The sequence below is a fragment of the Streptomyces sp. YJ-C3 genome, from assembly GCF_053891275.1.
Genome location: NZ_CM132685.1, coordinates 4976300 through 4996131, shown reverse-complemented (window position 1 = coordinate 4996131; position 19832 = coordinate 4976300). Strand labels below are relative to the sequence as shown.

Annotated in this window: 13 protein-coding genes and 1 pseudogene; 5 read left to right on the top strand and 9 right to left on the bottom strand. The window is 69.8% G+C overall.

The genetic code is table 11. From position 1 onward, the window contains the following. Window positions 1-474: 474 nt before the first annotated feature. Window positions 475-1509 (bottom strand): LacI family DNA-binding transcriptional regulator, encoded by a 1035-nt coding sequence (locus ACVHNB_RS22320; protein WP_456225693.1) that lies wholly within the window; start codon window positions 1507-1509, stop codon window positions 475-477. A 248-nt stretch (window positions 1510-1757) separates the two neighbouring features. Between ACVHNB_RS22320 and mshB the strand changes: the two genes are divergently transcribed. After that, complete coding sequence (gene mshB / locus ACVHNB_RS22315) at window positions 1758-2600, top strand: N-acetyl-1-D-myo-inositol-2-amino-2-deoxy-alpha-D-glucopyranoside deacetylase (protein ID WP_428956949.1); 843 nt, start codon at window positions 1758-1760, stop codon at window positions 2598-2600. A 106-nt stretch (window positions 2601-2706) separates the two neighbouring features. Here mshB and ACVHNB_RS22310 read toward each other — a convergent pair whose 3' ends face one another. From ACVHNB_RS22310 to ACVHNB_RS22295, 4 genes are all read right to left on the bottom strand, one after another. Beyond that, the gene (locus tag ACVHNB_RS22310; protein WP_428956950.1) at window positions 2707-3423 is read right to left on the bottom strand and encodes a phytanoyl-CoA dioxygenase family protein; all 717 of its coding nucleotides are present in this window, start codon (window positions 3421-3423) and stop codon (window positions 2707-2709) included. 83 nt (window positions 3424-3506) lie between these two features. Further along, complete coding sequence (locus tag ACVHNB_RS22305) at window positions 3507-4295, bottom strand: ABC transporter permease (protein WP_428956951.1); 789 nt, start codon at window positions 4293-4295, stop codon at window positions 3507-3509. 14 nt (window positions 4296-4309) lie between these two features. Next, window positions 4310-5089 carry an ABC transporter permease gene (locus ACVHNB_RS22300; protein ID WP_428956952.1) on the bottom strand — a complete coding sequence of 260 codons (780 nt, stop codon included), beginning with the start codon at window positions 5087-5089 and terminating at the stop codon, window positions 4310-4312. 53 nt (window positions 5090-5142) lie between these two features. Then, window positions 5143-6096, bottom strand: a complete 954-nt coding sequence (locus tag ACVHNB_RS22295) for an ABC transporter ATP-binding protein (protein WP_456225692.1) — start codon at window positions 6094-6096, stop codon at window positions 5143-5145. A 136-nt stretch (window positions 6097-6232) separates the two neighbouring features. On the opposite strand from ACVHNB_RS22295, the gene ACVHNB_RS22290 reads away from it, so the two are divergent. Next, window positions 6233-7375 (top strand): glycosyltransferase, encoded by a 1143-nt coding sequence (locus ACVHNB_RS22290; RefSeq protein ID WP_428956954.1) that lies wholly within the window; start codon window positions 6233-6235, stop codon window positions 7373-7375. Between the two features lie 84 nt (window positions 7376-7459). Here ACVHNB_RS22290 and ACVHNB_RS22285 read toward each other — a convergent pair whose 3' ends face one another. The 4 genes from ACVHNB_RS22285 to ACVHNB_RS22270 all read right to left on the bottom strand — a co-directional run bounded on the left by ACVHNB_RS22285 (window position 7460) and on the right by ACVHNB_RS22270 (window position 12544). Continuing rightward, the gene (locus ACVHNB_RS22285) at window positions 7460-9064 is read right to left on the bottom strand and encodes a glycoside hydrolase family 13 protein (protein WP_428956955.1); all 1605 of its coding nucleotides are present in this window, start codon (window positions 9062-9064) and stop codon (window positions 7460-7462) included. A 136-nt stretch (window positions 9065-9200) separates the two neighbouring features. Further along, window positions 9201-10181, bottom strand: coding sequence for a carbohydrate ABC transporter permease (locus ACVHNB_RS22280; protein ID WP_428956956.1), 981 nt, complete (start codon window positions 10179-10181; stop codon window positions 9201-9203). A 3-nt stretch (window positions 10182-10184) separates the two neighbouring features. Continuing rightward, window positions 10185-11123, bottom strand: coding sequence for a carbohydrate ABC transporter permease (locus ACVHNB_RS22275; RefSeq protein WP_428956957.1), 939 nt, complete (start codon window positions 11121-11123; stop codon window positions 10185-10187). 86 nt (window positions 11124-11209) lie between these two features. After that, window positions 11210-12544, bottom strand: coding sequence for an ABC transporter substrate-binding protein (locus ACVHNB_RS22270; protein WP_428956958.1), 1335 nt, complete (start codon window positions 12542-12544; stop codon window positions 11210-11212). 501 nt (window positions 12545-13045) lie between these two features. On the opposite strand from ACVHNB_RS22270, the gene ACVHNB_RS22265 reads away from it, so the two are divergent. The 3 genes and pseudogenes from ACVHNB_RS22265 (at window position 13046) to ACVHNB_RS22255 (ending at window position 19820) form a co-directional block, all read left to right on the top strand. After that, the gene (locus ACVHNB_RS22265) at window positions 13046-15256 is read left to right on the top strand and encodes a discoidin domain-containing protein (protein WP_456228926.1); all 2211 of its coding nucleotides are present in this window, start codon (window positions 13046-13048) and stop codon (window positions 15254-15256) included. 927 nt (window positions 15257-16183) lie between these two features. After that, window positions 16184-17842, top strand: a pseudogene (locus ACVHNB_RS22260) (glycosyl hydrolase); the annotation flags it as partial. Between the two features lie 136 nt (window positions 17843-17978). Further along, window positions 17979-19820 carry a right-handed parallel beta-helix repeat-containing protein gene (locus ACVHNB_RS22255; protein WP_456228925.1) on the top strand — a complete coding sequence of 614 codons (1842 nt, stop codon included), beginning with the start codon at window positions 17979-17981 and terminating at the stop codon, window positions 19818-19820. Window positions 19821-19832: the final 12 nt, after the last annotated feature.

The following is a 19832-nucleotide window of genomic DNA, read 5'->3' as shown; positions in this document are numbered from 1 at the left end:
CCCTGTCCCCGGGCCACCCCTGCGCCGCCCATGGGCCCGCTGGAGCCGCGACGCCGACGATACGCGGTTCCAGCTCGCTGCCCTGTCGCGTGCTGAGCGGAGCTGCCTCCCGCACTCTCCGCCCCGCACAGGGCACACGCGCGAGGGAGGGACGAGAGAGTCGTCCCTCCCTCGCGTGCGGCGATGAATGCGCTTGTGTTCGGCGGGCGGAGTGATCGCGTGCCTCGTCCTCCGGCCGGCCGGCGGCAAGGTCACCGCGGACGAGGCCGAGCGGCTGATCGACGCCCTCGAGCGTGAGCGGCCCGAGTCGTCGCCGGGGTCCGGCGCACCAGCCTCATCCCTCCGGCGTCCCTGACCGAGGTCGCCGCGGAGCTGAACAGGGCGGGCTCCCGGTCGACCTCGTCGAACTCGAGCCGCAGGGCCTCGAGGGCATCGTCGACCAGCTCGACGATGCGGGCGTTCGGCCCCGTTCACTCACGAGACCCCGGACATGCCCTGGGCGGCCGCCGACGGCGGAGCGGTCGAGCCGCGCACGACGAGTTCGGGTTCGAAGAGGAGCTCTCCGGGGTGGTTCTGGGCCCCTTGGATCTGGGCGCACAGGAGGTCGACGGCGGCTCGCCCCATCGTCTCGATGGGCTGTCGCACGGTCGACAGGGGCGGCTCGGTGCAGGTCATGAAGGACGAGTCGTCGAACCCGACGACCGACAGGTCCTGGGGCACGGCGAGACCGCGCCGGCGGGCCGCCCTGATCGCGCCGAGGGCGAGCGGGTCGGACCCGCACACGATGCCGGTGACCCCGCGCTGCAGGAGGCGGGTCGCGGCCGCCTGACCGCCTTCCAGTGAGAAGATCGACCGCTCGATGAAATCCTCGGGCAGCTTCGTGCCCGCGGCCTTGGCCGCGGTCCGCGCCGCGTCCAGCTTGCGTCGGGACGGCGCATGGTCCATGGGGCCGAGGATGAGGCCGATCCGCTGGTGCCCGAGCGAGGCGAGATGGCGCCACGCCTGTTCGACGGCGACGGTGTCGTCGCACGCGACGCAGGGGAAGTCGAGGCCCTCGACCGACGCGTTGATGAAGACGACCGGGATCCTGCGCTCCGCCAGCCGGTGGTAGTGGTCGTGCGACGCGGTGCCCTCCGCGAAGAGACCGCCGGCGAACACCACGCCGGAGACCTGCTGTTGGAGCAGGAGGTCCACGTAGTCCGCCTCGGCTGCGCCGCCCTTGGTCTGCGTGCAGAGCACGGGGGTGAGCCCCCGCTGGGCGAGTGCGCCTCCGATGACCTCGGCGAACGCGGGGAAGATCGGATTCTGCAACTCCGGTATCACCAGGCCGACCAGCCGCGCGCGCTCGCCGCGCAGCTGCGTCGGCCGTTCGTATCCGAGCACGTCCAGCGCCGTCAGGACGGACTGTCGTGTGGCTTCGGAGACGCCCGGCCTCCCGTTGAGGACACGGCTGACCGTCGCCTCGCTGACCCCTACTTTCTTCGCCACCTGAGCAAGTCGTCGTGTCATGAACGCAAGACTAGCGCAAATACTGTAAGCAATTTCCAGTCCTCGTCCTGCTTTCGTACCTGTGAAGACGGGAACCGGACGCCTTTCTGTCGCGGTGAACTGGCCGCCGCTGCTTGACCTCGCTGGATGTCTGTCGAGGATTTGCTGCACTCCATTGCGAAAGTGCGGGCCCATGTTGTCTCATTGCAGCCTGTGGGGGTGGAGATCCGTCTGCGCTCCGTCCCTCTCCCGATCCGGAAGGGGCCGGCATGAGCGCCGCCACGAGCATGCTGTTCGTCCACGCCCACCCCGACGACGAGTCGATCGGCACCGGGCTGACCATGGCCCACTACGCCGCCCTCGGCGCCCGCGTCACGCTCGTCACGTGTACGAGGGGCGAGTCCGGCGACGTGATGCCTCCGGAACTGCGGTACTTGGAAGCGGACGGCGACGCGCTCGGCTCCCATCGCGCCACCGAACTGCACGCGGCCTGCGCCGAACTCGGAGTCACCGATCAGCGGTTCCTCGGCGGCGCCGGCCGGTGGCGCGACAGCGGCATGCCGGGGACGCCGCCCAACGACGATCCCCGCGCCTTCTGGCGGGCGGGAGTGGAGGAGGCGGGCGCCTGTCTGGCGGAGGTCGTGCGCGAGGTGCGGGCCGACGTGGTCGTGACGTACGACGAGGACGGCGGATACGGGCACCCGGACCATGTGCAGGCCCACCGCGTCAGCCGGTGGGCCTTCGAGCACGCGGCCACGACGAGCGCACCGGACTCCTGGCGGCCGCGTCGCTTCTACGCCATCGCGACCCCGCTCTCCCTGCTGCGCGACTCCGTCGGGCGCGGGCCGTTCCCGACGCCGGACTCCGTCGAGGCCTACGGATTCGGCACTCCGGACGAGCGGATCACGAGCCGGGTCGCCGACGACAAGGCCTATGCCGCCAAGCTTCGGGCGCTGCGCGCGCACCGCAGCCAACTGGCCCTCGACGGCGACTGGTTCGCGCTGACCGACGGTGTCGGGCAGCCGCTCGGTGGCCCTGTCGAACACTTCGTCCGCCTGGCAGGGGAGCCGGGAAGCGGGCCGGACGGCCTTGAGGCGGGACTGACCGGCTGATCGAGGCACTGTCAACTGCCCTCTAGGAACCGCTGTTCACCCCGTCCGTCGGCCCGGCGGCGGGTGACCGCCGCCGGGATCGGTGCCGAACGGAACGCGGGAGGTGTCAGGTCCGCTCCATGCCCAGGCGGAGCCGGGCCTCGTGGGTGATGCTCCAGTGGCCGGGCTCCGGCGGGTCCCCCATGGGTCTGATCCAGGATTCCGTGAACGCCATCAGGACCGCGGTGCGGGGCGTGTCCGTGGTGTTGCGGCCCGCCCGGTGCCAGGCCGCGGACGGAAGGACCAGCAGGTCTCCCGGATCCGCCTGGAACATGGCCGGCGGCTCGTCGAGCTCCGCGGGCGGCTGCCGGTAGCGCAGGTTGCTGCCGGGGAGGAACTCGGTCGCGCCGGTGCGGGAGTCGAACGGCGTCAGCGGCAGGACCATCTGCAGCCCGAGCAGACCGCCGCGCACCGTCTCGGGCATGTCGTTGTACGGATAGTCGATGTGCCAGCGGTCCTGCTTGCCGCCCCGGTGGACCTGGTTGAGGCTGATGTCCGAGAGCAGGGCGCCGGGACCGAGCACGCCGTCGACGAAGTCCAGCAGCCGCGGATCGGTGAACAGCTCGGTGAAGACCGGATGATGGCGGAAGACCTGCAGCACCCGCACCGACTCGGGGGTGTGCACCGCATGGTCCGACGCGAGGAGCGTGTCGGCCGCGACCCTGAGCTCGGCGACCCGGTCCGGGGCGCAGAACCCCCTCCAGCGGTGATGTCCCGTGGTCCGGAACGATTCGCGGGTGGGCGGGTGCGGCGCTGTGGACCCGGTGGTCGTGGAGGTGGGCATGCGGTTCCTTCCGTACGGGCTCGACTGCGTTTCTGGATCTACGGATTTCTGGTACGCGGGAGCACGGGGTCACAGGGCACAGATCACGGCCGCAGAGTGCGCTCCAGCCGGCGTACGGCGAGCAACAGGGCCGCCGTGCCGAGGAGCAGGAGATAGAGCGCCGGGAGAAGCAGATCCGCGCCGGGATCGCCGAGTGCGGGTCGGCGCAGCAGCTCGATGCTCTGGTAGAGGGGGAGGCAGACGACGAGGGAGCGTACGGCCTGCGGGTACACGTCCAGCGGGTAGAACGTCGTGGCGAACAGGAACATCGGCAGCATGGCCAGCTGGATGTACTGGAAGTCCTGCCAGGTGCGCAGCAGCGTCACCACGAGCAGCCCCAGGGACGCGAACGCGTACCCCACCAGCAGAGCGCCCGGCACGGCGAGCACGATCCACGGCGACACCACGAGACCGGTGGCCGCGACGACGCCGAGGAAGCCGACGGCGACCACGCCGCCCCGGATCAGCGCCCACGCGACCTCGCCCAGGGCCACGTCCCGGACCGTGACCGGGGTGGTGAGGACGGACTCGTAGGTCCGGTCGGTGCGCAGCTTGCCGAACATGGTGAACGACGTCTCGTTCATCGCGCCGTTCATGGCCGCGGTGGCGAGGAGCGCGGGGGCGACGAACGCGGGGTGGCTCACGCCCGAGGAGCCGAGACCGGGCACCTCGCCGACGAGCGCCCCGATGCCCAGGCCGAACGCGAAGAGGTAGAGGGCGGGTTCGAAGATCTCCGACACCAGGACCAGCCAGGTGTGGCGGTAGATCATCACGTTCCGCTCGACGATCACGAGGGGGCCGCGGAGCGCGGGACGCGTCAGGGCGGTCGGCATGTCGGGGAGCCCTTTCACGCGTGGAGGCAGCGGCGGTAGGTACGGCGGGCGAGGGCCAGGCCGGTCAGTGCGCACGCGGCGAGGGCCAGGACGTGCACCAGCGTCGGGCCGGGGCGCGCGGTGCCCAGGGCGGTCGCCCGGGTCAGCTCGACGCCGTGCCACAGGGGCGACAGATGGGCCACCGGCACCGCCCAGTCGCCGAGCTGTGTCACGGGCCAGAAGGTGCCGGAGCACATGTAGAGCGGCATGAGCACGAAGCGGAGGAGGGCGGTGAGCCGCGCGGGCCGGGTCACCGTGATCGCCCAGGCGGCGATGGGGGCCGCGAACGCGGCGCTGATGAGCGCCGCCTCGGCCGCGAGCGGCGCGCACCGCGCCGCCGGGAGGGCGCCGAACACGCAGGCCACGGCGGTGAACAGCGATCCGGTGACCGCGCCGCGGCAGACGACGAAGAGCAGATGGCCGTGGAGGATGTCGGTCGAGTCGAGCGGAGTCGCCGCCGCGGCACGGTAGTTGCCCGTACGGCGGGCCGACACCATGACGGGCCCGGCCGTCTCGACGTACACGGTCTGCATCGTGGCCGCGGCCAGCAGACCGGGGGCGAGATAGCTGAGGTAGGAGATGTCGTCCAGGCTCGCGGGCGCGTTGGCGTCCACGAGGCTGCCGAGGCCCGCGCCGAGCGCGGTGAGGAAGAGCAGCGGGTTGACGACGTCGATGACGAGGGTGCCGCGCCAGACACGGCGGTAGCGGTGCAGCCAGTAGCCGCACTCGCGCAGGGCGGGGGCGAGGGTGGGCACAGCTTCTCCGGTTCTCCCGGGACGACCCGGGACGAGGGGACGGGCCGCGGGGCTCAGTCCGTCAGGGCGCGGCCGGTCAGCGCGAGGAAGACGTCCTCCAGCGTGGAGCGCCGGACGAGGGTGGTGACCGGGTCGAGAGCGCGGGCGCCGACGATCGCGAGGGCTTCCTCGCCGTCGTCCGCGGAGACGAGCACCCGGTCGGGGAGGACCTCGACGCGCGCGAACAGGTCCCGCGCCTTGGCGACCATGGTCTCCCTGTCCGCCTGGGTGAACCGCAACTCCAGCACCTCGCGCGCGCAATGACGGTCGATCAGTTCTCGGGGCGAGCCCATGGCGACGATCCGGCCCGCGTCCATGACGACGAGCCGGTCGCACAGTTGCTCCGCCTCGTCCATGTAATGCGTGGTGACGACCAGGGTCACACCGTCCTGCCGGAGCCGGAAGAGCCGTTCCCACAGCAGGTGCCGGGCCTGCGGGTCGAGGCCCGCCGTCGGCTCGTCGAGCAGGACGATGTCCGGGTCGTTGACCAGGGCGCGGGCGATGGTGAGTCGCCGTCGCATGCCTCCCGACAGGGACTGGACCGGCGCCCTGGCCTTGTCGGACAGGCGCGCGAACTCCAGCAGGTGGCCGGCGCGCTCGCGGACGGTGCGGCGGGGCAGGCCGAAGTAGCGGCCGTAGATCAGCAGGTTCTCCAGGACGGTGAGCTCGGTGTCGACGGTGTCGTCCTGGGGCACGACGCCGAGCCGCGCCCGGATCTCGGGTCCGCGGGTGGCCGCGTCGAGACCGAGGATGCGCAGATCGCCGCCGGAGGGCTGTGACACGCAGGCGATCATCCGCATCGTCGACGACTTGCCGGCGCCGTTGGAGCCGAGGAGCCCGAAGGCCTCGCCTCTGCGGACGCTGAAGTCGATCCCGTCCACGGCGGTGAAGGCGCCGTCACCGCCCGAGCGATAGGTCTTGCGCAACGCGGCCGCCTGGATCAGCTCTTCCCCCGGAGCGTGTCCCACAAGGACTCCTTGTCACTTTTTCGATCGAGTCTTGCAAGAAGTCGAGTATTCAGCGCCATGATGGTCTCTGACAAGTGAAAGTAATGAACCGATCTGGCGGGCCGCGTTCCGGGCGCGGCGAGGAGGGGGAACCCGCATGGCAGAGCCGCAGGTGGTCGGGGCACGGGCCGCCCACGTGGTCCCACGGGACGTGTTCATCGTCGTCGGCAACCTCGACGAACTGGGCGGCATCAACAGCTGGGCCCACTTCACCGGCCGGCTCCTGGAGGAACGGGGGCACCGGGTCCGGATCATCGGCATCACGGGAGCCGAGCACCCGCACGCCTTCCACGGCCCGGCCCGGACCCCGTTGCGGCTCCACGACGGAGCGCCGCCGTTCACGCCGTCCGCACGGCGCGACGCCGTCCGGCGGCTGACCGGGCTGTTCAGGGCTGCGCGCGCGGGCGGCATCGTGATCTGCACCCAGGTGTGGGCGATGGAGTGGATCGCCCGCGCGGACGTCACGGGGCACCGGGTGATCGGCATGACCCATGAGTCGCACGACCTCATCCGCCGCACCGAGTGGTACGGCCCCACCCTGAAGCACTTCGCCGACACCGACCGGGTCCTGACGCTCACTCAGGAGGACGCGGACGCCTGGGCGCGGGACGGCCTCGTCGGCACCAGTGCGATGCCCAATCCCCTGACCGTCCTCCCGAAGCGGCTGTGCGACTCCACCGCGCCCGTCGTCGTCAGCGTCGGACGGCTGTCCGAGGAGAAGGGTGTCGACCTGCTCCTGGAGGCGTGGGCGCTGGTGTGCGCCGACTACCCCGACTGGGTGCTGCGGGTCTACGGCGCGGGCGCGGCCGAGGGCGAACTGCGCTACCTGGCAGGCGAGTTGAACATCGCGGAGCGCGTGCGGTTCATGGGACGGACCACCGATGTGCCGGGAGCCCTGCGGGCGGCGTCCGTGTTCGCGCTGCCCTCCCGCGCGGAGGGCTGGGGACTTGCCCTCACCGAGGCGATGGCGCACGCCCTGGCGCCGGTCGTCTTCGACTGCTCCGCGGGCGTGCGGCACCTGGTCGAGGACGGGGTCAGCGGACTGCACGCGCCCCCGGGGGACGTCCACGCGTTCGCCGCCGCGCTGACCCGCGCCATGGCCGACGAGGCCCTGCGCCGCCGGCTGGGCGCCGCGGCCCGCGCATCGGCCCTGCGCTACGAACCCCAGGGCGTGATCGACCGGTGGGAGGCGCTCTTCGACGTCCTGCACCGCCCAGGCGGCCGGCCCCGGTCCGCCTGAGGACAGGTGCAGGCCCCCGAGCCCTGTCGCCGACCTCCGTCCGAGGTGGCAACAGGGCTCGTCTCAAAGGTTCCTGATGTGCAATCAGGTCTGCAGCCACACGGCCGTGTCGCTCGGCAGCCGTCCCTGCCCGTCGAACGGGCCGCTGCTCAGGATCAGCCGGTCGTAGGCGGGGAGATCGGCGGGCTCGTCGGAGAGGTTGACCACGCAGACCAGGCCGCCCGGGCGGGTGAAGGCCAGCACACCGTCCGGCGAGGGCAGCCACGTCATCGGTCCGTCGCCGAGACCGGCGGCGGACCGGCGCAGGCGCAGCGCCGTGCGGTAGAGGTTCAGCATGGACTGCGGGGCGCCGGCCTGCCGGTCGACGGCGTACTCCGCCCAGTCGTCGGGCTGCGGCAGCCAGGGCTCACCGCTCGGTCCGAAGCCGTAGTGCGGGGCCTCGGCCGCCCACGGCAGCGGGACCCGGCAGCCGTCCCGGCCCGGGTCGGTGCCGCCGGAGCGGAAGTGCATGGGGTCCTGGATGCGGTCGAGCGGGATGTCCGCCTCGGGCAGCCCCAGTTCCTCCCCCTGGTAGAGGTAGACCGAACCGGGCAGGGCGAGCGTGAGCAGCGCGGCGGCGCGGGCGCGCCGGGTGCCCAGGGCCAGGTCCGAGGGGGTGCCGAAGGCCTTCGTCGCGAAATCGAAGCCGGTGTCGGCGCGGCCGTAGCGGGTGACGGTGCGCGTCACGTCGTGGTTGCACAGCACCCACGTGGCCGGGGCGTTGACGGGCGCGTGCTCGGCGAGGGTGTCGTCGATGGTGCGGCGCAGCCGGTCGGCGTCCCACGGGCAGGAGAGGAAGTTGAAGTTGAAGGCGGTGTGCAGTTCGTCGGGGCGCAGGTAGCGGGCGAAGCGTTCGGAGTCGGGGAGCCAGACCTCGCCGACGAACACACCGCCGTACTCCTCGGCGATCGCGCGCCAGGAGCGGTAGATGTCGTGGATCTCGTCCTGGTCGATGTACGGGTGCGGGTCGACGCCCTCCTCGAAGTCGGGCAGGTCCGGGTGCTTGGTGAGCAGCGCCGCCGAGTCGATCCGCACACCGGCGACACCGCGCTGGAACCAGAAGCGCAGCACGTCCTCGTGTTCCTTGCGGACGGTGGGGTGGGACCAGTTGAGGTCGGGCTGTTCCGGGGTGAACAGGTGCAGGTACCACTCGCCGTCGGGGACCCGGGTCCAGGTGGCGCCGGCGAACTGCGACGGCCAGTTGTTCGGCGGGATCTCGCCGTGCTCGCCGAGACCGGGCCGGAAGTGGAAGCGCTCCCGCTCCGGACTGCCCGGGCCGGCCGCCAGCGCGGCCTGGAACCAGGCGTGCTGGTCGGAGACGTGGTTCGGGACGATGTCGACGATGACCCGGATACCGAGCTCGGCGGCCTCCGCGATCAGCTTCTCGGCCTCTTCTAGGGTGCCGAAGGCCGGGTCGATGGTCCGGTAGTCGGCCACGTCGTAGCCGCCGTCGACGAGCGGGGAGACGTACCAGGGGGTGAACCAGACGGCGTCGACACCGAGTTCGGCCAGGTAGGGCAGGTGGGCGCGGACACCCGCCAGGTCCCCGGTGCCGTCCCCGTCTCCGTCCGCGAAGCTTCGGGGGTACACCTGGTAGATGACGGCGTCGCGCCACCAGTTGTCGGTGCGGGACGAGGGAACAGCTGCCACGGGAGGTCCTTTCGGGCAGGTGGGACTCCGCCGCCGGCCGGCGCGGGGGCATGGACAGATCGGACCGGCGGCGGAGTGCTTTGTGGTGGTGGCGGGGCAAGGGCGCGGCACGGCGCCGGGGGCGGCGCGTGCGCGGTCAGCCCTTGAGGCTTCCGGCGGTCAGGCCCGCCATGATGCTGCGCTGGAAGAAGAAGAACACGATGATCATCGGGATGCTCGCGATCACGAGTCCGGCCATGATCTGGTTCTGCGTCACCGCGCCCGCGGTCTGGGACAGGCCCACGCTGATCGTCATCTTGTCGCTGTCGGGCAGGACGAGCAGCGGCCAGACGAAGTCCTTGAAGACCAGGACGACGGTGAAGATGGACACCACCCCGAGGATGGGGCGCGAGATCGGCAGGATGATCGACACGAGGACGCGCCACGGGGGCACGCCGTCGATCTCGGCCGCTTCGAGGATCTCGTTCGGAATGGAGTCGAAGAAGCGCTTCAGAAGGAAGATGTTGAAGCCGTTGGCGGCGACCGGGAACCAGATCGCCCAGGGCGAGTTGAGCAGGTGCCAGCCGAAGATCGGCACGTCGGTCACCGTGATGTACGCCGGGATCATCACGACGATCGGCGGGATCATCAGGGTGGCGAGCATGCCCGCCAGGATCACGTTCCCGAACATCGGCCGCAGCTTGGACAGCGCGTACGCGGCGCAGACGTCCACGGCGAGGGCGAAGAGCCAGGCGCCGACGGCGTAGAGCAGCGTGTTCTTCAGCAGCGTCCCGATGTCGAAGAGCTCCCACGCGTCGGCGAAGACGCCGAAGTCGGGCGACTTGGGGAACAGGGTGGGCGGCATCTGGGCGATCTCCTCGCCCGTCTTCATCGCCCCGGTGACCATCCAGTACAGGGGGAACACGAAGACCAGGGTGAACCCGATCAGGACGGTCGCCAGCAGCGTCCAGTAGATCTTGCGGCCCCAGCGGGACTTCAGCTCCAGCGGCGAGACGATGGTCCTGGAGTGGCCTTCGGCCCAGGCACCACGGCGCTTCTTGCGCTGGGCGTGCCGTGCGGGCGGAGCCGGCGGCCGGGTCCCCCGCTCCGTGTCGGGGCGGGCGGTGGTGTTCACCATGGCCTACTTCTCCTCTCGGGTCAGCCGGAGCTGAACCGCGGCGACCGCCAGCAGGACGATCATGAGCATCAGGCCGAGCGCGCTGCCGGCCCCGTAGTTGCCGCCGTAGACGAAGGCGTACTGGTACATCAGGTAGACGACCGTGACCGTCGCGTTCTCCGGGCCGCCGCCGGTGAGCATGTACGGCTCGATGAACACCTGCATCGTGGCGACGAGTTGCAGCATGAGCATCAGCAGCAGGATCAGCCGCGTCTGCGGGATCGTGACGTGCCAGATCCGCTTGAGAATGCCGGCGCCGTCCAGCTCCGCCGCCTCGTACAGGTCACCAGGGATGTTCTGCAGGGCGGCGAGGTAGATGAGCACCCCGGACCCGAGGTTCATCCAGGTGGAGACGATCACCAGCGAGATCAGTGCGGTGCTGGTGGAGTCGAGCCACGACAGCGTCGGCAGGCCGACGAAGTCGAGGACCTGGTTGAACAGGCCGGGTCCGGGATCGTAGAACCAGCGGAACAACAGGACCGACACGATCGGCGGCAGCATCACGGGCAGATACACCACGAACCGCAGATACGACCGGGCGTGCCGCAGTTCGTTGAGCACGATCGCGACGACGAAAGGCACCAGGTAGCCGCAGAGCAGGGCGAGCAGCGTGAAGACCAGCGTGTTGCGCCAGGCCTGGCCGAACGCCGGATCGTCCACCACCGTACGGAAGTTGTCCAGGCCCACCCATGTCGGGTCGTCGACCAGGTTGGTCTGCTGGAAGCTGAGAAGGACTTCCTTGACGATCGGCCACCACGCGAACATGGCGAAGCAGAACAACGCGGCGCACAGAAAGCCGTAGGCGCTGAGGTTTCTCCGCGCGGCCCGGCGCCGCTTGGACGGTGGCCGACGGCGCGGCGCCGCCTGCCGCTGCCGCTTCGGCTCCAAGGTGAGTGTTTCCATCGTGATCTCCCGTTCCCGGCTCCCGCTGGACGCGGGGGCCGACGCGGGGTGCCGCGGCTGTGAACGGCACCCCGGGACCGTAGCCGTCAGCCCTTGGACAGAATCGAATTGGCCTTGGACTCGGCGTCCGAGAGCAGCTTGTCGATGTCGGCGTTCTCGCGGGTCAGCACCGCGGACATGGGAACGTCGAGCACCGCGTACAGCTCCTGGGCCTTCTCCGGCTCCAGCTTGGGAGTGATCGTGGCGGCTTCCTTGACGTAGGGCTCGTAGTTCGCGACCGGGAGGACGGCGTTCTTCGCGCGCTCCTCGGCGATGGCCTTGCCGGTCGCGGAGTTGCCCATGTAGTCGTTGTTGGGCACGCCGACGGCCTCACCGTTGGCCTTGCCGCGGGCGAAGTCGAAGCGGCCCTTGCCCGGCGTGTTGAACTCGAAGTCGATCCACTGCAGCGCCGCCTTGGTCTGGGCCGCGCTCGCCTTGGGGTTGATCATGTAGGCCTCGCCGCCGGTCAGCGACGCGGTGCCGTCCGGTATCGCGGCGATGCCGTAGTCGTCGGCCTTGCCCTGGAACTTCTGGATGACATCGGAGACGACGTCCGGAGCGCCGAGCATCATGCCCGTCTTGCCGGCGCCCATCTGCTGCATCAGCGACTCCCAGCCGATGAGCACCTTGCTGCCGGTGCTCTTGTCCTTCCACCGCATGTCGTGGAGGGTCTGCAGCACGGCCTTGCCCTCGTCGCTGTTGAAGGCGGCCTTGCCGTCGGTGACCATCTCGCCGCCGCGGCTGAAGAGCGCCTGCGCGAAGTGCCAGCCGCCGGTGTTGCCGCCGCCGTACTCGCCGTACCCGACGTAGCCGTCGCCGAGGCCGGCGATCTTCTTCGCCGCGGACCGGACCTCGTCCCAGGTCTTCGGCGGATTGTCCGGGTCGAGCCCGGCCTTCTTGAACAGCGCGCGGTTGTAGACCAGGCCGACGCTGTAGCTGACGTTGGGAATGCCGTAGACCTTGCCGTCCTTGGTGACCATGTCCCGGACGTCCTGCTTGATGTCGTCGAAGTTCTTCACCGCGCCCGTCTGGCCGGTGATGTCCTTGGCCTGCTTCTTGGCGATGACGTCGGCGTAGTTGGTGACCGGCACGACGAAGACGGTCTCCATCTGACCCCCCGCCAGCTTCGCGGCGAAGGTCTTCGGGTCGAAGCACGGCTGCTGGTCGGTGCTCTTGACCTTCACGCCCGGGTGGGCCTTCTCGAACGTGGCGACGTCCTCGTCCCATGCCTTGCGGATCTTGGGGGCGGTCTTCGCCGGCTGACATGCCACAGTGATCGTGACGTCGCCTCCGGCGTCCGAGCCGGACGTGTCACCGCCGCAGGCCGTGGCGGTGAGTGCGAGACCTGTCGTCAGAAGGATCGCGAGGTTACGGGGCTTCATTACGGCTCCTCTAGGGGTGATGCCCAAGCACTGCCCTGATGGGTGCCGTCACGATAGGACGACGCACAGATGCACGCAAGATTCCGATTCAAATTTGCAAGATTACGACTGCGTCACGACGGTTCAGCGGTGGTGGATCGTCGGGCGCCCTTCATGCCGCACCTCGGATGCGCGTGATGCACCCTGCGCCAGTGGTGACTACGAGGTACGGGAGGGATGACGTCAGGGAACGCCCTGACGGTGCCGCATCCCGGGCGGTCGGCTGAAAGTTCCGTAAGGCTGTCAATTAATTGCAATACTTGGCCGACATCTTGTGCTCACATGGCGGCAATGCTTGAGTGATCCCAGCCCGGCGGCCGTGCCGTGAGCGGGGCGCCGAGACGGCGACGCGCACGGCTGCGGGCAGCGCAGCGCGGGGCGCGCGGGTCGTCGGGCCCGAGCGGTCACCGCCCCGCCCCCCCCCACATGAGGAAGGTGCACCCGCAGATGAATCGAACTGTCATGTACGCGTCACGAACGAGAGTCGTGCGGAGCTCGTACGTCCTCACTGTCGCGATCGCTCTCGTGGGCTCCGTCGTGGGCGTCATCGGCCCGGCCCACGCCCAACAGGCCCCGGAACCCAGGGCGGCGGCCGCGGGCGCCACCCTTCCCTTCACGTCCGTCGAGGCCGAGTCCGCCGCCACCACCGGCCAGAAGACCGGCCCCGATCACACCCAGGGCACGGTCGCCTCCGAGGCCTCGGGACGGCAGGCCGTACGCCTGAACTCCGGCCAGAACGTCGAGTTCACCCTCACCGCGGCGGCCAACGCTGTGAACGTCGCCTACAACGTGCCCGACGGACAGTCGGGGTCACTCGCCGTCTACGTCAACGGCACCAAGCTCGACGCCTCCCTCCCTGTCACCTCCAAGTACAGCTACGTGGACACGAGCTGGATCGTCGGTTCCAAGACGCACCACTTCTTCGACAACGCGCGACTGCTGCTCGGCCGGGACCTGAAGGCGGGAGACAAGGTGCGCCTGGAGGCCACCTCCACCCAGGTCACCGTCGACGTCGCCGACTTCGAACAGGTCGCGGCAGCGGCCGGGCAGCCGGCCGGTTCGGTCTCCGTCGTCGACAAGGGGGCCGACCTCACCGGACAGCAGGACTCCACCCAGGCCTTCCGGGACGCGATCGCCGCGGCCAAGGGCAGCGGCGGCACGGTCTGGGTCCCGCCCGGCGACTTCAAGCTGGGCTCCGAGCTCAGCGGCGTCGAGAACGTGACGATCCAGGGCGCCGGCAGCTGGTATTCGCGTGTGCACTCCTCACGCTTCATCAATCAGACCGGCTCGGCGGGCAAGGTCCACCTCAAGGACTTCGCGGTGCTCGGCGAGGTGACCGAGCGCGTCGACAGCGCCCCGGACAACTTCGTCAACGGCTCGCTCGGCCCCGGCTCGTCCGTCTCCGGCATGCTGATCCAGCACATGAAGTGCGGCTTCTGGCTCACCGGCAACAACGACGACCTCGTCGTCGAGAACAACCGCATCCTCGACACCACGGCCGACGGACTCAACCTCAACGGCAACGCCAAGGGCGTGACCGTGCGCAACAACTTCCTGCGCAACCAGGGCGACGACTCCCTGGCCATGTGGGCCCTCAACGCCACCAACAGCAACGACACCTTCGCGAACAACACCATCTCGCAGCCCAACCTCGCCAACGGCATCGCCGTCTACGGCGGTCAGGACATCACCGTCAAGGACAACCTGATCCAGGACACCAACGCCCTGGGCAGCGGCATCGCGATCTCCAACCAGAAGTTCGCGGACCCGTTCTTCCCGCTCGCCGGGACCATCACGGTCTCCGGGAACAGACTCGTGCGCACCGGCGCCCTGAACCCCAACTGGGGTCACCCGATGGGAGCGCTGCGCGTGGACGCGTACGACAGCGCCATCGAGGCGAACGTCGCCATCACCGGAACCACCATCGAGGACAGCCCGTACAGCGCCTACGAGTTCGTCTCGGGCAGCGGCACCGGCAAGGCCGTCAAGAACGTCACCGTCGACGGAGGGACGGTGACCGGCGTCGGCACGGTCGTCGTCCAGGCGGAGACGCCGGGCGCGGCGAAGTTCAGCGACGTACGGGCCACCGGAGTCGGCGCGGCCGGCGTGTACAACTGCCCCTACCCGAACGGCGCGGGCGCCTTCACGCTCACCGACGGCGGCGGCAACTCCGGCTGGGACAGTGCCTGGGACGACTGCTCGGCCTGGCCGGAGCCGGGCGACGGCACGCCCGCGCAACCCGACCCGGACCGCAACCTCGCCACGGGCCGTGCCGCGACCGCCACCGGTTCCACCGACGTGTACACGCCCGGCAAGGCGGTCGACGGCGACGCGAACACGTACTGGGAATCCGCGAACAACGCCTTCCCGCAGGCGATCACGACGGACCTCGGATCGGCGCAGGCCGTCCGGCGCGTCGTCCTGAAGCTGCCGCCCTCGGCCGCCTGGGAGGCCAGGACCCAGACGCTCTCCGTCCAGGGGAGCACGGACGGCTCGTCGTTCAGCACGCTCGCCGCCTCGAAGGCGTACCGCTTCGACCCGGCGACCGGCAACACGGTGACCGTCACGCTCCCGAGCCCGTCTCCCTCGACGCGCTACCTGCGGGTTCACGTGACCGCCAACACGGCGTGGCCCGCCGCCCAGTTCAGTGAGGTGGAGGCGTACCTGAACTGAACCGCCGGAGACGCCCGTCGCCTTCCCCGACGGGCGTCTCCGCAGCAGCGACATCACGGCGCCCCACCCCCACAGAGCCGTACATCCCCCCACACGAAAGGGAATGTCATGCACACAACAAATCGGAAACGCGGTCGGCGCGGAGCCTGGCGCCCCGCACTCGCCGTCGTCCTCGGCACGGGCCTGATGCTGTCCAGCTGGCAGGCGGTGTCGGCGCAGGAGGCTCCTGCCGACGGCCCGCTCGCCGTACACCTGACCGGCCAGGACGCGGCCCGCGCCCAGGACGGCGCCCCGGACACGTACGCCACGGGCAACAGCAAGGGCTGGGTCACGGCGGACCTCGGCGCGACCCGGCGCCTGGACCGGGCCGACGTCCTGCTGTCCGGCGCGGCGCAGACCGTGCGGCTCGAAGGCTCCGTCAACGGGCAGGACTTCACCGAGCTGTCCGACCTCAAGGCCCGCCACGGGAAGATCACCTTCACGCTGGACGGGGCCGCGGTCCGCTATCTGCGCGTCACCGGCGCCAAGAAGGTGGGCGAACTGGCGGTGTACGCGGCGCGTTCGGGCGACGCGGCGCCGCCCCCGACCCCGTCCGGCACGGCGCTCAAGGGCTCCACGCTGAGCTGGCACCGGACCGTCGGCGCCACCGCCTATGACGTGTACGCCGACGGTGAGCTGCGTGCCAGTGTGCCCGCCCGCACCTTGAGCTGGACGGACACATCGCCGCAGGGGCCGAAGGCCGACAAGGTGACCTACGCGGTGCGGGCCCGGGACGCCGCAGGCAACCAGTCCCCGGACAGCCGCGCCGTCACCCGCACCCTCGCGGCGGGGTCCGCGGCGCGCGGCGACGCCGCGTTCACCCCGCCCAGAAGCGGTGCGGCGACGGCGGACAAGCGCACGGCCGCGCGGGCCGGCGCCGCCGCGAGCGGTGCCGACACGCCCTACTCCACCGTCGAGGCCGAGTCCGCCACCGCGGGCGGCGGCGCGCAGGTCGTCGGGCCCGACCGGACGGTCGGGGACCTGGCCGGAGAGGCGTCCGGGCGCAAGGCCGTGACGCTCAGGGAGACCGGCCAGTACGTCGAGTTCACCACCCCGGTCGAGACCAACACACTGGTCACCCGGTTCTCGGTCCCGGACGGCACGGACACCACGCTCAACGTGTACGTCGACGGCGAGAAGACCACCGCGCTCGACCTGACGTCCACGTACTCCTGGCTGTACGGCGCGGAGACATCGCCCGGCAACGACCCGGGCGCGGGCGCGCCCCGGCACATCTACGACGAGGCCCATGTCGACCTGGGCCGCACCGTCCCGGCGGGCACGAAGATCCGGCTGCAGAAGGACGGCGACAACTCCTCGACGTACGCGATCGACTTCGCCGACTTCGAGAAGGCCACGGCGGCGCCCAACCCGGACCCCGAGGCGTACGTGGAGCCGTCCGGCACCGGCCAGCAGGCCGTCCAGGACGCGCTCGACAAGGCGCGGATGGACACCACGGGGAAGATCCAGGGCGTCTATCTGCCGGCGGGCGACTACGAGACGTCCAGCAAGTTCCAGGTCTACGGCAAGCCCGTGAAGGTGATCGGCGCCGGGCCGTGGTTCACCCGCTTCCACGCCCCGGCCGGGCAGCAGAACACCGACATCGGCATCCGGGCCGACCAGGGCGCGAACGGCTCGGTCTTCTCCGGCTTCGCCTACTTCGGCAACTACACCTCGCGCATCGACGGCCCGGGCAAGGTCTTCGACTTCCAGAACGTCTCCGGCGTCACCATCGAGAACATCTGGGCCGAGCACACGGTCTGCCTCTACTGGGGCACGAACACCGACAACATGACGCTGCGGAACAACCGCATCCGCAACACCTTCGCGGACGGCGTCAACATGACCAACGGTTCCTCCGGGAACCTGGTCGCCGACACGGAGACCCGCGCCACCGGCGACGACTCCTTCGCCCTGTTCGCCGCGACCGACTCGGGCGGCAGCGGCCAGACGGACAACGTCTTCGAGAACCTCACCAGCAAGCTGACGTGGCGGGCCGCGGGCCTCGCCGTGTACGGCGGTCAGCGCAACACCTTCCGCAACATCCACGTCGCCGACACACTCGTCTACTCCGGTGTCACCGTCTCCTCCCTGGACTTCGGCTACCCGATGGAAGGCTTCGGTCCCGAACCGACGACCTTCGAGGACATCACGGTCGATCGTGCCGGCGGCCACTTCTGGAACGGCCAGACCTTCCCGGGCATCTGGATGTTCTCCGCGTCGAAGGCGTTCCAGGCGATCCGGATGAACAACGTCAGCATCAGCGACCCGACGTACCACGGCGTCATGTTCCAGACGAACTACGTGGGCGGCCAGGCGCAGAACCCGGTGCGGGACACGGTGCTGTCGAACGTCACGATCTCCGGCGCGAAGAAGTCCGGTGACGAGTACGACGCGAAGTCCGGCTTCGGCATCTGGGCCAACGAGCTGCCCGAACAGGGCCAGGGCCCGGCGGTCGGCGAGGTCACCTTCAAGGGGCTCACGCTCACGGACAACGCCGAGGACGTCCGCAACACCACCTCCACCTTCAAGATCAACACGGAGTGACGCCCCCTCCCGGCCACACCCGTATCCCCCCACTCACCCGGAGGACGCCATGAGGCGGAAACACCCTGCGCGACGACGACCGCAGCGCACCAGAAGACTGATCACCATGGCACTCGGCGCCGGACTGGCGGCCTCTGTGCTCGTGCCCGTGACCGCCCACGCCGAGGGCACCGTGAAGGACGCCGAGGTGTCCGCGCGGGCCGATGCCGAGGCGCGCGGCGCGGATGTGCCGTACGCCGAGTACGAGGCCGAGGACGGCACGTACGACGGCACACTCCTGGAGTCCGACGCCGAGCGGACCTTCGGGCACACGAACTTCGCGACCGAGTCATCGGGCCGCAAGTCGGTGCGCCTCAACTCGACCGGCCAATATGTGGAGTTCACCTCGAAGAGCCCGACGAACTCGATCGTCGTGCGCAACTCCATCCCGGACGCGCCGAGCGGTGGCGGCCAGGACAAGACGCTGAGTCTGTACGCGGACGGCACGTTCGTGCAGAAGCTGGACCTCTCGTCGAAGCACAGCTGGCTCTACGGCAGCACCGACGACCCGGAGGGCCTGACCAACACCCCGGGCGGTGACGCCCGGCGTCTCTTCGACGAGACGCACGCCCTCCTGAAGGATTCGTACCCGGCGGGCACCACCTTCCGGCTGCAGCGCGACACGGACGACGACGCCGCGTACTACGTCGTCGATCTGATCGACCTGGAGCAGGTGGCGCCGCCCGCGGACAAGCCGGCCGAGTGCACGTCGATCACCGACTACGGCGCGGTCCCGGACGACGGAAAGGACGACGCGGCAGCGATTCAGAAGGCGGTGACCGCCGACCAGAACGGTGACATCGACTGCGTGTGGATCCCGGCGGGGCAGTGGCGCCAGGAAGCGAAGATCCTCACCGACGATCCGCAGGACCGGGGGCAGTACAACCAGGTCGGCATCCGTGACGTGACGATCCGCGGCGCCGGCATGTGGCACGCGCAGCTGTACTCGCTGATCGCGCCGCAGGACGCGGGCGGCATCAACCATCCGCACGAGGGCAACTTCGGCTTCGACATCGACGACAACACCAAGATCTCCGACATCGCGATCTTCGGCTCCGGCACGATCCGCGGCGGCGACGGCAACGCCGAGGGAGGTGTGGGCCTGAACGGCCGCTTCGGCAAGGACACGAAGATCAGCAACGTCTGGATCGAGCACGCGAATGTCGGCGTGTGGGTCGGCCGCGACTACTCCAACATCCCGGAGCTGTGGGGGCCCGGCGACGGCCTTGAGTTCAGCGGCATGCGCATCCGTGACACGTATGCCGACGGCGTCAACTTCACCAACGGCACGCGCAACTCGACCGTCGTCGACTCGTCCTTCCGTACCACCGGGGACGACGCGCTGGCGGTGTGGGCGAACAAGTACGTGAAGGACACGTCGGTCGACGTCGGCCACGACAACCACTTCCGCAACAACACGGTGCAGTTGCCGTGGCGGGCCAACGGCATCGCGGTGTACGGGGGTTACGGCAACACCATCGAGAACAACCTGATCTCGGACACCATGAACTACCCCGGGATCATGCTCGCCACCGACCACGACCCGCTGCCGTTCTCCGGCACGACCCTGATCGCCAACAACGGCCTGTACCGCACCGGCGGAGCCTTCTGGAACGAGGACCAGGAGTTCGGTGCCATCACCCTGTTCGCGCAGGGGCAGGACATTCCCGGTGTCACGATCCGCGACACCGACATCCAGGACTCGACGTACGACGGCATTCAGTTCAAGACGGGCGGCGGCGCCATGCCCGACGTGAAGATCAGCGACGTGACGATCTCCAAGTCGAACAACGGCTCCGGCATCCTCGCGATGAGCGGCGCACGCGGCAGCGCCACCCTGTCCGACGTGACGATCGCCGACTCGCGCGACGGGGACGTCCTGACCGAACCCGGCTCGCAGTTCGTCATCAACGGCGGCACTGCGAAGCGGGCCCGCTGAGGACCTGCCTCT

Coding starts and splice junctions, on each gene's coding strand:
- ACVHNB_RS22265 (WP_456228926.1), top strand. CDS start 13,046: ATGTACGCGTCACGAACGAGAGTCGTGCGGAGCTCGTACGTCCTCACT.
- ACVHNB_RS22275 (WP_428956957.1), bottom strand. CDS start 11,123: ATGGAAACACTCACCTTGGAGCCGAAGCGGCAGCGGCAGGCGGCGCCG.
- ACVHNB_RS22270 (WP_428956958.1), bottom strand. CDS start 12,544: ATGAAGCCCCGTAACCTCGCGATCCTTCTGACGACAGGTCTCGCACTC.
- ACVHNB_RS22290 (WP_428956954.1), top strand. CDS start 6,233: ATGGCAGAGCCGCAGGTGGTCGGGGCACGGGCCGCCCACGTGGTCCCA.
- ACVHNB_RS22305 (WP_428956951.1), bottom strand. CDS start 4,295: ATGCCGACCGCCCTGACGCGTCCCGCGCTCCGCGGCCCCCTCGTGATC.
- ACVHNB_RS22320 (WP_456225693.1), bottom strand. CDS start 1,509: ATGACACGACGACTTGCTCAGGTGGCGAAGAAAGTAGGGGTCAGCGAG.
- ACVHNB_RS22280 (WP_428956956.1), bottom strand. CDS start 10,181: ATGGTGAACACCACCGCCCGCCCCGACACGGAGCGGGGGACCCGGCCG.
- ACVHNB_RS22310 (WP_428956950.1), bottom strand. CDS start 3,423: ATGCCCACCTCCACGACCACCGGGTCCACAGCGCCGCACCCGCCCACC.
- mshB (WP_428956949.1), top strand. CDS start 1,758: ATGAGCGCCGCCACGAGCATGCTGTTCGTCCACGCCCACCCCGACGAC.